This is a genomic window from Micromonospora fulviviridis (assembly GCF_014648395.1).
In the GTDB taxonomy this organism is placed as follows: domain Bacteria; phylum Actinomycetota; class Actinomycetes; order Mycobacteriales; family Micromonosporaceae; genus Micromonospora; species Micromonospora fulviviridis.
In genome coordinates this window covers 172,485-185,360 of the sequence record NZ_BMRA01000011.1, presented here as the reverse complement: position 1 = coordinate 185,360, position 12,876 = coordinate 172,485, and the positions used below count along the sequence as shown (strand labels likewise).

The window sequence follows — 12,876 nt, the reverse complement described above, 5'->3', positions numbered from 1 at the left end:
GTTGGCGGCCGCCGCCTAGCTCGTGCGCCGACGCCCGTGTGCGGTCGGCGCTGCCCACCGACATGCCAGTCGGCGTCGCCTGCCCGGCGGTGAGCCTTGCCGCAGAGGTACCGCTTGCCTCGGCGGCACGTCTGCGCGCCAGCGGCCTCCGCCCAGCGGCACCTCTGCACCGTGGGACCCCTGCCCGTTGGCCTCTGCCCGGGCGGCGGCCTCTGCTTGGGCGGCGGCCTCTGCTTGGGCGGCGCCTCTGCTCGGGCGGTGCCTCGGCTCGGGCGGTGCCTCGGCCCGGGCAGGCGCCTGCCCGGTGGCGCCTCCTGCCCCGTGGCAACCCTGCCCGGTGGCTACCCCTGCCCCGTGGCGCCTCCCGCCCCGTGGCAACCCGGCCCGATGGCGACCCCTGCCCGGCGGTGCCCCCCTGCCCGGCGGTGCCCCTGCGCGGTGGCGTCTTTGCTCGGCAGCCTCCGCCGACGCTCGTGCCGTGGCCGTGGAGTCGCAATCACTGCGAAGCCTCCTTGCCGATGTCCGTCTGTTGACTCGTGCTCTCTCGCTCCGGCCGTCGCGGTCCGCTGCTTCCTGGCATCGGCTCCTGTCCGGCAGACCATTCATGCCGAGAGCTGTGAGACCTTCTGGAGCGTCTGCCGTCGCCTTGGTGGCAGCGGGGAGGTCCGCCCCGATCTGGACCCGGCTCTGAGGTGCTGAACGGGCGCGGGGATCACTCCTATGCCCGCGGTGCCGCTCACCCGTCGTTCGCCGGTCTTCACGGCCGCAGGGCGTTGAGTCAACTCGCCACCAAGGGCTGGACGGTGGCGGCGCGAAAGCACGCTCCGCCCCATCGCACTGCCGTCAGGGAGCCCGGACTGTGAGCCGAGACGTGTGGCCAAGAAGTCGGCGGCCGACCAACCCGTCCGCAAGCAAGGCGGCCGGTCCGGGGCCTCCCTCGGGATCGCACGGTGAGCCGTGCGCGGGTTGCCGGCCGGGCGATGTTCCGCTCCCCGTCGACCAGCGAGAGAACCGAGCTTCAGGTGCCGGCCCCGGAACGTCCCGCTCTCACGCATGAGCGGCACCGCCCACTTTCCTGTTTCACGTGAAACGCCGGCCTAGCCCCTCCACCGGACGGGCGCGGCACCCTGCCGCCGGGCCGACCCGCTGAACCTTCGATCCGGCCGCACCGTGACCGAACGGGGTTGGCTGCTTGCCCCCAACCTGGCGAGCACACCTCGCCTCCCGGATCTGGGCCGACCTCGCGGCTCCTCGAGGGATGTTCACGGGGCGTGAGGCAGCTGCCGGGACTTGCCGCCATCCAAATCTCGTCGGTCACGCGGACCCTTCGAGGACCTGGACCGGCGAGGGTTCGAGCCGCTGCTGGCCAAGAACTGGGGAACTCTCAGGCGCAGGTCGCCAGAGACCGTCATGTCCCCGCGCAGCGCCCCCGCCGGCCGGGCCGTGGATGCAACCTTGCCCACCACGTTGCGGCACATCGTGCCGAGGCATGCGGGAGGGCGCGCCCCGGAGGCCGCCGGCTGCCGGTCGGCCAGGTATCGGGTCGGCCGGGTATCGGGCCGGCCCGGCATCGCGTCGTTCGGGCACCGGGCCGGCCGGGCATCGCGTCGGCCCGGTATCGGGCCGGCCGGGCATCGCGTCGGCCGGGCACCGGCTCGACCGAGCATCGGGTCGGCCGGCTGGTTGCAGGCGGCCCGAGGTTGCGACAACCGGAGAGGTTCGAGGGGTGCGGACAAGCGAGCTGAGCTCTTCCAAGGGTGAGCCAGGCCGCCGCATCCGAGCCGCCAAGAACATTGCTGGGGTCGAGCGCAGTGGGCGCTCTGCTGCCTTGACCGACGCGGCCCGCGATTCCCGTGGTCTCGGCTGGGGAGCTGTTTCACGTGAAACACGCGCCGCCGTGCATCCTCCGACCCCCGGACGCGCCCCTCACGAGAAGGGCCGGAGAGCCGTGAAACAGGCCGGTGCGGATGGCCGGTTCGCTCGTTAGGAAGGAAGGACCGAGGCACCCCCGCACCCCGTGGACAGCCCACCTCCGTTATCCACAGCCCTTGTCCACAGGCTCTCGCCGTTTCACGTGAAACAGCGCGCGAAAACCCTTGCTGAGCAGTGGATGACGCGGTGTGGTGGTGATCTCAGCGGCCTGTGGACAACGTGGTGGACAACCCGTTGTGGATCGACGAGGAACGCTCGCGTGCCCGGCGGTCAAGTAGGGACAGGCGTCGCCAACTCGGTTAGGGTCAGCGTCGTGCAGGACACCCCTCCCTCAGTCCCGGACTTCACCCAGTGGCCCTCCTTTCCCTTCGAGGGCGATCTCCACGTCAAGCCGCTCGACGAGCCGGTACCGGTCGAGCCTCCCCGCCGCGGCGAGGGGCACCGGGAATGCACCGCCTGCAACGCGCCGGACGAGGCGTACATCTGGGTGGGTGAGCGATGGCGGGTCCGGGCGATGGACCGGCCCACCGGCCTTCCGATGGTGCTGATCCTGGAGTCCCGGTCGCACCTCGATCTCGGCGACCTACCGAATCTGCTCGCCGCCGAGTTGGGCGTGATGACCGTGCGCCTGGAGCGGGCCATCCGCTCACTCGACGGGGTGGCCCGGGTGCACGTCAACCGCTGGGGCGACGGGTCGGCGCACCTGCACATGTGGTTCCTGGCGCGGCCGTACGGCCGGCTGCAACTGCGGGGCACCTTCCTGTCCCTGTGGGACTCGATCCTCCCGCCGATCTCCGAGGCGCAGTGGCGGGAGAATCTGGCCATGGTCGCCGCGTGGCTCGCCGAGTTCGGCGGCCGTCCCCTGGCCGAGCCGCCCCGCATCCAGTGGCAGGCGCCGTCGAGCTTCAACGCCCAGGCGGCCGGCGAGGCGGCCCGGGAGCCCGAGGAGGAGCCCGTGTCGGTGATCGAGGCCGCGGACGAGATCCCGGAGACCGAAGAGGCGGAGGGACCCTCGACCGTAAAACCGGAGAAGGCAGCCACACCGGAGAAGGCAGCCACACCGGAGAAGGCAGCCACGCCGGAGGAGGCCGGGGAGTCGCAGGCGCCGAGGCAGGGAGCCGGGTCGGCCTGAGGTCAGGGGCGGCGGGCGGCGGCGCGGGTGACCAGGGTGCCGAGCGCCCGCCCGAAGTCCAGCCCGGCCGCCTGGACGGCCAGCGGCAGCAGCGAGGTCTCGGTCATCCCCGGGGAGACGTTGACCTCCAGCACGTGCGGCTGCCCCTCTGCGTCGACGATCAGGTCGACCCGGGAGAGGTCGCGCAGCCCGAGCGCGGTGTGCGCGGCGAGCGCCACCTCGGCCACTCGCTCGGTCGTCCCGGCATCGAGCCGGGCCGGCGCGTGCCAGGTGGTGCGGCCGGCGGTGTAGCGGGCTGCGTAGTCGTAGACGCCGTTGCGGGGCACGATCTCGACCGGGGGCAGGGCCTGCGGTCCCTCGCCGAGGTCGAGCACGGAGACCGCCACGTCCATCCCGGGTACGTAGCGCTCCACCAGCGCCGTCTGGTCGTACGCGAAACAACCCACCATGGCGGCCGGCAGCGACGCGGCGTCCCGCACCACGGCGGCGCCCAGCCCGGAGCCGCCCTGCGCGGGCTTGACCATCAGCGGCAGGCCGAGCCGGTCGACGATCCGGTCCAGGACGGCCACCGCGCCCAGTTCGGAGAAGCGGTCGTGCGGCAGCGCCACCCAGTCGGGCGTGGGGATTCCGGCCTCGCGCAGCACCGCCTTGGCGGAGGGCTTGTCCCAGGCGAGCCGCGACGCGCGGGCGTCACAGCCGACGTAGGGCACGTCGCAGAGGTCGAGCACACCGCGCAGCGAGCCGTCCTCGCCCGTGGCGCCGTGCAGGGCGATCACCACGGCGTCCGGCGGGTCGGCGGCGAGGGCGGGCAGCAGCGCCACGTCGGCGTCCCGCAGTTCGGCCTCCACGCCGACCGCGCGCAGCGCGTCGAGCACCCGCCGGCCGGACCGGAGCGAGACGTCCCGCTCGTAGGAGAGTCCGCCGGCGAGCACCAGCACGTGCAGTTCGTCGGTGGCGGCGGATCCGGTCACGGAAGTGTGTGCGGCAGGGCTGACGGCCATGCGGGAATCATGCCAAGTCGGGACCGGGCGCGTCCGAGCCGCCCTGCCGGCGCCGCGGACCCGCGCCGCCGACCGCGCCGAAGACCTTGCGCATGGCGATCTCCTGCTCCATCACGCCGGCCAGCCGGCGGACGCCCTCCCGGATGCGCTCCGGCGGCGGGAAGGAGAAGTTGAGCCGCATGTTGCCGCTGCCGGTCCCGTCGGCGTAGAAGCCGGTGCCCGGCACGTACGCGACCCGGGCGGCGACCGCCCGCGGCATCATCGCCTTGGAGTCCAGGCCGTCGGGCAGGGTCGCCCAGACGAAGAGGCCGCCGGCCGGGGTGGTCCAGGTGGTGCCCTCCGGCATCAGGTCCGCGAGCGCGTCGAGCATGGCGTCCCGGCGCTCCCGGTAGACCTCCCGGTAGACCTTGAGCTGCTGCCGCCAGGGCATGGTGCCGAGGTACGTCGAGACGGCGGCCTGCGCGAAGCCGCTGGGGCAGAGGATCTGCGCCTCGCTGGCGATGACCAGCTTGTCGCGGACCGCGTGCGGGGCGAGGATCCAGCCCACCCGCAGGCCGGGCGCGAAGGTCTTGGAGAAGGTGCTCAGGTAGAAGACCCCGTCACGGCGCCGGGCCCGCAGCGGCGCGGGTGCCTCGCCCTCGAAACCGAGCTGGCCGTACGGGTCGTCCTCCACCACGAGCAGCCCGGCGCGCTCGCAGATGTCGAGCACCCGCTCGCGCCGCTCCTCGCTCAGCGTCACGCCGGTCGGGTTCTGGTAGGTGGGGATGGTGTAGAGGAACTTCACCCGCCGGCCGGCCCGGGCCAGATCGGCGATGGCCACCTCCAGCGCCTCCGGGATCAGCCCCTCGTCGTCCATCGGCACGTGCGCCACCTGGGCCTGGGCGGCCTGGAACACTCCGAGTGCGCCGACGTACGTCGGGCCCTCGGCGAGCACCACGTCCCCCGGGTCCAGGAAGAGCCGGGCCACCAGGTCGAGCGCCTGCTGGCCGCCGACGGTGACCACCACGTCCTCGGGCGAGGCGCCGCACGACGCGTCGATCCCGGACAGGGCCATCACCTCGCAGATCCGCTCGCGCAGCTCCGGGGTGCCCTGGCCGATGCCGTACTGGAGGGTGGTGGCGCCGTGCTCGGCGCCGAGCCGGCCGAGCATCTCCCCGACCGCGTCGAGCGGCAGTGCCGCGATGTAGGGCGCCCCACCGGCGAGCGAGACCACCTCCGGCCGGCTGGCCACCGCGAAGAGTGCCCGGATCTCGGAGGCCGTCATCCCCCGGACCCGCCGGGCGTACCGGTCGGTGTAGTCGTCGAGCGTCGTGCCGGTCATGACATCACCTCGATCGGGTGTCGGCGGGGCTGCCGCCCGGTGTGGTACCCGCGATGCCGGCAACCATGGCGGCGCGGGACGCCGGTTGGTCGATCGTAATCCGCGCCGACCAGCACCGGGCCCGCCATGTGGGTACGTCCACATCCCGGACCGGCCCTCCCCGCCTCGGGTGGGCGTTCGCGCGTCCTCTCCCGTACCGTCGGGCAGGGGCGTACGATCGCTCGTCGGGGGCAGAAGGCGGCGGGTGACCGCGGTGGTCCCCGCTGGCGAGCCTATGGGTGGGGTGCTCATGTCGCGACGTCTGGTCAGTCTGACCCTGGACACGCTGGAGGACCTGCCCCGCTCCTGCCGGCAGTGCGTCTACTGGGAGCTGGACCCGGTCTCTGCCGAGCGCGCGTGCGCCGCCGGCGACCCGGGCCTGGAGAAGGAAGCCTGGGTCTCGCAGACGCTCCTGGAGTGGGGTTCCTGCGGCAAGCTCGCGTACGTCGACGGCATGCCCGCCGGTTTCGTCATGTACGCCCCGCCGGCCTACGTCCCGCGTTCGATGGCCTTTCCCACCTCGCCGGTCTCCGCGGACGCGGCGTTGCTGATGACCGCCCACGTGGTGCCCGCCTTCGCCGGTGGTGGCCTGGGCCGGATGCTGGTCCAGGGGGTGGCCCGGGATCTCACCAAGCGCGGGATCAAGGCGATCGAGGCGTTCGGCGACGCGAAGTTCGGCGACGACGGGGACGACCCGACCCGGGCCTGCCTCGCCCCGGCCGACTTCTTCCTGTCGGTCGGCTTCAAGACGGTCCGCCCGCACCCGCGTTACCCGCGCCTGCGGCTGGAGTTGCGCACGGCGCTGAGCTGGAAGTCCGACGTCGAGTACGCGCTGGAGAAGCTGCTCGGCTCGATGAGCCCGGAGACGTTGCTCCGGCCGGTCCGGCCGGCTCCGGCCACCCGCTCGACCAGCTGACGGGCCGGCCGGGCTCAGTCCACCACCGTGCCGGCGGCCACCACGGCCCGCAGCTCGCTCACGTCGATCGAGCCGGTGGGCACGTCCCGCTCGATCGGGAAGTACATCCGCTGCACGGCGGCCACGATGGCCTCGACCACCCGGTCCCGGAACCGGGGGTCCACGAGCCGGCCCCGGTCGGCCGGCGAGGTCAGGTAGCCCACCTCGACGCGTACCGCCGGCATCCGGGTCAGCCGCAGCAGGTCCCACGCCTTGGCGTGGGTACGGCAGTCCCGCAGCCCGGTGCGGGCCACGATCTCCCGCTGCACCAGCCCCGCCAGTCGCTCCCCGGTGGCCGAGGTGACGCCGTTGTCGGTGCCGTAGTGGTAGGTGGCCACCCCGTCGGCCTCCGGGTTGGCGTGCCCGTCGGTGTGCAGCGAGATGAAGACGTCGGCGCCGAGGGAGTTGGCCAGTTGGGCGCGGTCCGCGTCCGGCAGGCAGGTCCGCGGGGACGGGCCCCGGGTGAGCTGCACCCGTACGCCGGCCGCGGCGAGCCGCCCCTCCAGGCGGCTGGCGAGGTCGTGCACGATGTCCGCCTCGGTCCAGCGCAGCGGGCCGTCGGGCACGACCACGCCCGGGTCGGTGCCGCCGTGGCCGGGGTCGATCACCACGGTCCGCCCGACCAGGGTGGGCCCGGCCTGCCGGATGGCGTCGGACTCGCGGAGCCACTGCGGCCGCCCGCCGACCACCTTGCGGCCGAGGCGGCGCAGCGCGTTGATGGTGTGCGGACCGCACGCCCCGTCCGGTTTCAGCCCCATCTCGCGCTGGAACTGGGCGACGGCACGGGAGGTGCGGATGCCGTAGATGGCGTCGGCGCGGCCGACGTCGTAGCCCATCTCCAGGAGCCGCTCCTGGAGCGACCGGACGTCCTCGCCGATCAGCGGCTCGGGGACCGCGTGGTAGAGGGTGCGCGCGCCGAACCGCCAGCGGGCGGCGTCCAACGCCTGCCAGGTTTCCGCGCCCACCCGCCCGTCCACGCTGAGGCCGCGGGACTGCTGGAACGCCCGGACCGCGCGTTCGGTCTCCGCGTCGAACTCGTCGCCCCCACCGCCGGCCGGGAGCAGTTCCAGGCCGTTGAGTACGGTGCGGATCTCGGCCACCGCGGGTCCCCGGTCACCGGGTCGGATGGGACGCACGACGACCCCCCTCTGCACGGACGCTGGCTGGCCGGACCACTCCGACGGAGGTGCCTTCCCGCCGCCGAACGCCTACGGAGCGTACCGTGGCCGGTCACCGACCGGCCCGGGTTCGGGGCAGGTCCGGAAAGGCGGAACCCCCGTCACCCGGGGTCGGGTGGCGGGGGTTCCGGCGGTGTCGGGCGTCGGCTCAGAGCGCCGACTCGATGAGCTTGACCAGTTCGCCCTTCGGCTTGGCGCCGGCGATGGACTGCACCGGCTCGCCGTTCTTGAAGATGGTCAGGGTCGGCACGGACATCACCCGGTAGGTGCGCGCCGTCTCGGGGTTCTCGTCGATGTTGAGCTTGACGATGGTGACCTGGTCACCCATCTCACCCGCGATCTCCTCCAGCAGCGGCGAGACCTTGCGGCACGGACCGCACCACTCCGCCCAGAAGTCGACCAGAACCGGCTTGTCGGACTTCAGCACGTCGCTCGCGAAGCTCGCGTCCGTGACCGCCTTGGTTGCTCCCACTATGAACCCCTCCTCCGGGACCTTTTCGTGAAAATCTTTCAGCCTTGCAGGGTGGCGATGAAGCGCTCGGCGTCCAGGGCGGCGGCACAGCCCGTGCCGGCCGCCGTGATCGCCTGCCGGTAGGTGTGGTCGACCACGTCACCGGCGGCGAAGACACCCGGAATGCTCGTCCGGGTGCTCGGGGCCTGCACCTTCACGTACCCCTCGTCGTCGAGTTCCACCTGGCCGCGGAAGAGCTCACTGCGCGGGTCGTGGCCGATCGCCACGAAGACGCCGGTGACGTCGAGCACCTTGCTCTCGCCGGTGTGCACGTTGCGCACCCGTACGCCGCTGACCTTGCCGTCCTCGCCGAGGATCTCCTCGATCACGCTGTTCCACTCGACCTTGATCTTCTCGTTGCCGAGGGCGCGGGCGGCCATGATCTTGCTGGCGCGGAACGAGTCGCGGCGGTGGATGATCGTCACCGACTCGGCGAACCGGGTGAGGAAGCTGGCCTCCTCCATCGCCGAGTCGCCGCCGCCGACCACCACGATGTGCTGGTTGCGGAAGAAGAAGCCGTCACAGGTGGCGCAGGACGACACGCCGTGGCCCAGGTACTCCTGCTCGCCCGGCACGCCCAGCGGGCGCCAGGCCGAGCCGGTGGAGAGGATGACGGCCTTGGCCCGGTAGGCCGTCTCGCCCACCCAGACGGTGCTGACCGCGTCGGAGCCGGTCTCGCCGGTGTCCTTGAGCTCGACCCGGGTCACGTCGTCGGTGAGGAACTCGGCGCCGAACCGCTCGGCCTGCTTGCGCATGTTGTCCATCAGCTCGGGGCCGAGGATGCCGTCCGCGAACCCGGGGAAGTTCTCCACCTCGGTGGTGGTCATCAGCGCGCCGCCGGACTGCACGCCCTCGATGACCAGCGGATTGAGGTTGGCGCGCGCGGCATAGACCGCCGCCGTGTAACCGGCCGGCCCGGAGCCGATGATGATCAGGTTGCGGACCTCGTCCACTGCCGTCTCCCGATGTGTGTGTTCGTCACCGGCGCGCACCGATGTCGATCCCGAGTGCCGACGGCCCAGCGGCGCCGGCGCCTGACTTGCAGAACGTCATCGTACGAAGCGGGGATTCCCGAGACGGTCATCTGGTGGGTCACGTCACGTGGCAGGACACGCCCGGGTGACCGTGACCTCACCCTACCCGCGTGGTGAACCGGGTGTCGGCGCCGGACCCGGGGACCCCGCACTCGGGTCCGCTCACCCACGCCCACCGAGCGCCGCCCGCGTCCGTGAAGGTGACCACCAGCGCCGGGCTGCCCCGGAACCGTGCGTAGTCGACCAGGTCGACGGTGAGCGGGCCGGCTCCGTGCTCGCCGCCGATCGCGGACAGGCAGGAGGCCAGCGCCTCCGGGCCGGCGAGCCGGTCCAGCGTGGCACCGGCGCCGACCCGGTGCTCGTTCTCGGTCCCCGAGGTGTCCCCCTTGCCGCCGCCCGCCGAGGGCGAGGTCGCACCGAACAAGGCCGACGCCTGGGCGAGCCCTTCGGGGCTGTAGTCGGTGCCGCTGTGCCGCGCCGGTCCGGTGGTTCGGAACGGCGTGGCCGCCAGCGGCGCGGCCTTGCTGTCGGCCCGGCCCTCCGCGCTGTCGCCCGCCGCGGTGATCCGGCCGGCCCCCGCGTCGAGCAGGTGGCTGACCCCGAACCCGACGGCGGTCACCGAGGCGGCGGCCAGCGCGACCGGGCCGGCGATCCGGGTCCAGCGCCGCGAGCGGTGGCCCGGTCCGGTGTTGCGGCCCGGCCGGCCCGTCCCGCCGGGCGCCTGGGCACCCCGGCTGGGCTGCGCGGGCACGACGGCCGGCCCCCGGTCCGGCTCGGAAGCGTCGGTGGTGAGAGCGGCGGTCGGGGCCGGGCCGGCGCCGGCGAGCGCCGCGTCGACCCGGTCCGCCACGGTGGGCGGCAGCTCCGGGACGGGCTCGGCGGCCCAGGCGGCCAGGTCGGCGTGGACCAGCTCGACCGCCCGGGCCAGGGCGTCGTACGCCTCGCCCCAGGCCGGGTCATGCTCGACCAGCCGGGCGACGGCGGCCTGCTCCGGGGTGCCGTCCAGCGCACCGCCGAGGTAGTCGGCGAGCAGGTCGTGGTCGACCTCGCTGAACTCCCGGGAAGTCACGTCTCCTCCTGGCTGGCGTCCCGCCGGGACAACCCCGACGTGGATCCGACGCCCTCGGGTGGCCGCGGGTTCCCGCCCGTGACCCCGGGCACGTCCGCTGACTCGTCGGAGCCGGTCCGCAGGTGCCCCAGGAGCACGGCCAGCCGGGCCCGGCCCCGCGCGCACCGGCTCTTCACCGTCCCCTCGGCGACCCCGAGCATGCGGGCCGCCTCGGCCACCGGGTAGCCCTGCACGTCCACCAGGACCAGCGCGGCGCGCTGCTCGACCGGCAGCCCGGCGAGGGCCTGCCGGACCACCAGGGCGGTGTCGTGGTCCCGGGCCGGCGCGGCCGGCTCCACCCCGCCGGTGTGCCGGCCGGGTTCCCCGTCGGTGTGCACCCCGTCCGGCAGCGGGACCGTGGCGTGCGTCTGGCGCCGCCGGATCCGGTCCAGGCAGGCGTTGACCACGATCCGGTGCAGCCAGGTGGTGACCGCCGAGTCGCCCCGGAACCGGGCCGCGGCGCGGTGCGCCGACAGCAACGCGTCCTGGAGGGCGTCAGCCGCCTCCTCGCGGTCGCCGACCGTGCGCAGGGCCACCGCCCAGAGCCGGTCGCGGTGCCGGTGGAACAGCTCGGTGAAGGCGTCCCGGTCACCGGCGACGTGCGCCCGCAGCAGGTCGAGGTCGGACACCCCGGCCGGCGGGCCGTCCCCGGTCGCCGGCCCGGGCGTACGCCCACCGCGACCCGCCATCACCACGTCCGGCGGAGGCGGTGCACCGGGTGCGGCGAGCGGCTCACGAGCCCTGGACCGTGATTTCCTGGACGCCCAGCTTCCAGCCGCCGCCGCTGTCCTTCTCCGGCAGCTCGGTGATCCAGAAGAGGAGGTACTGGTACTTCTCCTCCGGGTTGAACCCGTCGAAGGTCATCGTGGTGCCGTCGTGCTCCTCGAACGGCTGCCCGATCCGCTCCGTGTAGGCCGCGACGAGCTGCTTGTCGCCGGAGGAGCTGGAGGCGAACTCGCGCTTGCCGGCGCGTAGCTCCGCCGAGGCGCCGGTGGACGACAGGGTGGCCTGGATCGACTTGACCGTGTGCGGGGCGCCGAGGTCGATCCAGATCCCCATGCCCTTCTTCAGGCCGCCGAACTTGCCGTTGTTCCGGTAGCTGGCGGTTTCCCAGCCCTCGTTCGTGTTGCCGTCGATCACCTTCTCGGCGTCCCGCACCTCGGCGCGGTCCCGGCTCTCCGGGTCGATGATCCGGACGTCCTGGATGGTCAGCTTGCCGACCGGCGCGGCCGGTGCGCTGGTGCCGCCGGTGGCGGGCGCGCTGCTGGACGGCTGGGCCACCGGCTCCTTGTTCGGGTCCTTGTCGTCGCCGAGGGCGCTGATACCGATGAGCAGCCCGACCAGGGCCACCGCCAGCAGGCCGGCGATGCCCAGGGCGACCTTGCGGCCGCCGGCCGCAGCCAGCGGCGAGGGCTCGTCCTCGGTGTCGGCGGTGAAGCGCAGCGGACCGGCCTGCTCCAGGAAGTGCTCGTCGGCGGGGATGTCGAGCCGGTTGAGCTCGGCCGACAGCACGTCCGACGAGGGCGGTGCGATCTCCGAGTCGAGCAGGTCCATGGTGAGGTCGTCGAGGTACGCCGGCACCCCGGCGCGCACCTGGCGGGGCGCGGCGATGGCGCCGCCGGCGTCCCGGACCGCGTCGGGGAGGGCGGCGCGGCCGTGGCCGGCGGTGGCGCCGTGCAGCGGGGCCTCGCCGTGCGGCCAGTGCCCGGTCAGGGCGAAGTAGAGCACCCCGCCAACCGCCCGCAGGTCGTTCTCCTGGCTGTCCGCCCCGTCGGTCCGGGCGTCGGCCAGCACGACGCGGGCGTCGTCGCTGATCATCACGGTGCCGGGGTGGACGTTGCCGTGCACCATGCCGGTGGCGTGGACGGCGGCGAGGGCGCTGGCGACCGCGCTGCCGATGGCGGTCGCCCGGGCCGGGTCCAGCGGACCGTCGGCGGCGACGAGCTCGCGCAGCGACTGGCCGTCCACCCACTCGCGGACCACGTAGGCCCGGTCGTCCTCGTCGATCGCGTCGTAGACGCCGACCAGGTTGGGGTGGATCACCCGGCTGGCCGCGACGGCCGCCTGGAGCATCTCGGTGGCGGAGTCGCCACCGGGGTAGCGGAGGACCACCGCGACGGGACGGCGCAAGATCACGTCGACCCCGCGCCAGACGAGCCGGCCCGCGCTGTCGTTGTTGATGTGCTCGACCAGCTCGTACCGCTCGGCGAGGACCTCACCGGCCGTGGGAGCACCGAAGGTCACGACCGGAGGAGAGGTTTCCTCCGCCTCCTGACCCTCGCCGACCTGGGTCACCCGTCCTCCCTCGGTGATCGTGTCGATCGATGGACCCGTGCTGCTGGGCATGTGGCTTCCCGCTCTGCCTTGGATGGAACCGGCAGACCCGTGTCGACGCCCACGTCGGCACCTGCCGTGCCCGTCGAGAGCGACCTTACCCGGGATGCCCGGTTCTCCGACATGTCATCTTCCCGCCGGAGCCGTTGGGACACCAGTGACCCCGGGCATCGGCCGGGTAACGGCCGCGTCCGGCCAGGTCGCTGGGACATGCACGCCCAATCTAGATGTTGACGGCAAGTAGTCGGCGCAGGGGCGACCGGTGTGGCGGCCGCCGGGAACCGGAGTGGACTTCCCCCGCCCCGGCCTGGGCACCCTCAGCCGTACGGTT

General features: G+C 73.3%; 9 protein-coding genes and 1 pseudogene. 2 read left to right on the top strand and 8 right to left on the bottom strand.

The window, feature by feature from the left end:
- Nucleotides 1-2,245: 2,245 nt before the first annotated feature.
- Nucleotides 2,246-3,168: pseudogene (locus tag IEY96_RS26285) on the top strand (hypothetical protein); the annotation flags it as partial.
- Here IEY96_RS26285 and IEY96_RS26280 read toward each other — a convergent pair.
- Both IEY96_RS26280 and IEY96_RS26275 read right to left on the bottom strand, forming a co-directional pair.
- Nucleotides 3,067-4,065, bottom strand: a complete 999-nt coding sequence (locus IEY96_RS26280) for a D-alanine--D-alanine ligase family protein (RefSeq protein ID WP_189197487.1) — start codon at nucleotides 4,063-4,065, stop codon at nucleotides 3,067-3,069. The pseudogene IEY96_RS26285 and the gene IEY96_RS26280 sit on opposite strands and share 102 nt — an antisense overlap.
- A 7-nt stretch (nucleotides 4,066-4,072) precedes the next feature.
- Nucleotides 4,073-5,386, bottom strand: a complete 1,314-nt coding sequence (locus IEY96_RS26275) for an aminotransferase-like domain-containing protein (RefSeq protein ID WP_189197486.1) — start codon at nucleotides 5,384-5,386, stop codon at nucleotides 4,073-4,075.
- Between the two features lie 289 nt (nucleotides 5,387-5,675).
- On the opposite strand from IEY96_RS26275, the gene IEY96_RS26270 reads away from it, so the two are divergent.
- Nucleotides 5,676-6,341, top strand: coding sequence for a GNAT family N-acetyltransferase (locus IEY96_RS26270; protein WP_091316295.1), 666 nt, complete (start codon nucleotides 5,676-5,678; stop codon nucleotides 6,339-6,341).
- Between the two features lie 14 nt (nucleotides 6,342-6,355).
- On the opposite strand, the gene IEY96_RS26265 is transcribed toward IEY96_RS26270, so the two are convergent.
- The 6 genes from IEY96_RS26265 to IEY96_RS26240 form a co-directional block, all read right to left on the bottom strand.
- Nucleotides 6,356-7,516, bottom strand: a complete 1,161-nt coding sequence (locus IEY96_RS26265; protein ID WP_189197485.1) for an N-acetylmuramoyl-L-alanine amidase — start codon at nucleotides 7,514-7,516, stop codon at nucleotides 6,356-6,358.
- A 190-nt stretch (nucleotides 7,517-7,706) separates the two neighbouring features.
- A complete protein-coding gene (gene trxA, locus IEY96_RS26260) occupies nucleotides 7,707-8,030 on the bottom strand; it encodes a thioredoxin (protein ID WP_073836974.1) in 324 nt (107 codons plus the stop codon).
- 38 nt (nucleotides 8,031-8,068) lie between these two features.
- Complete coding sequence (trxB, locus tag IEY96_RS26255; RefSeq protein ID WP_107077222.1) at nucleotides 8,069-9,022, bottom strand: thioredoxin-disulfide reductase; 954 nt, start codon at nucleotides 9,020-9,022, stop codon at nucleotides 8,069-8,071.
- Nucleotides 9,023-9,200: 178 nt separating this feature from the next.
- Nucleotides 9,201-10,172 (bottom strand): RsmA family anti-sigma factor, encoded by a 972-nt coding sequence (locus IEY96_RS26250; protein ID WP_189197484.1) that lies wholly within the window; start codon nucleotides 10,170-10,172, stop codon nucleotides 9,201-9,203.
- Nucleotides 10,169-10,900: an RNA polymerase sigma factor SigM gene (gene sigM, locus IEY96_RS26245; protein WP_189197483.1), complete on the bottom strand. Its 732-nt coding sequence runs from the start codon at nucleotides 10,898-10,900 to the stop codon at nucleotides 10,169-10,171. Before sigM ends, IEY96_RS26250 begins: the two co-directional genes overlap by 4 nt.
- Nucleotides 10,901-10,943: 43 nt before the next feature.
- On the bottom strand, nucleotides 10,944-12,557 hold the full coding sequence (locus IEY96_RS26240) for a protein kinase family protein (protein ID WP_189197482.1): 1,614 nt from the start codon (nucleotides 12,555-12,557) through the stop codon (nucleotides 10,944-10,946).
- Nucleotides 12,558-12,876 lie beyond the last annotated feature (319 nt).

Coding starts and splice junctions, on each gene's coding strand:
- IEY96_RS26270 (WP_091316295.1), top strand. CDS start 5,676: ATGTCGCGACGTCTGGTCAGTCTGACCCTGGACACGCTGGAGGACCTG.
- IEY96_RS26240 (WP_189197482.1), bottom strand. CDS start 12,557: ATGCCCAGCAGCACGGGTCCATCGATCGACACGATCACCGAGGGAGGA.
- sigM (WP_189197483.1), bottom strand. CDS start 10,900: ATGGCGGGTCGCGGTGGGCGTACGCCCGGGCCGGCGACCGGGGACGGC.
- IEY96_RS26280 (WP_189197487.1), bottom strand. CDS start 4,065: ATGGCCGTCAGCCCTGCCGCACACACTTCCGTGACCGGATCCGCCGCC.
- IEY96_RS26275 (WP_189197486.1), bottom strand. CDS start 5,386: ATGACCGGCACGACGCTCGACGACTACACCGACCGGTACGCCCGGCGG.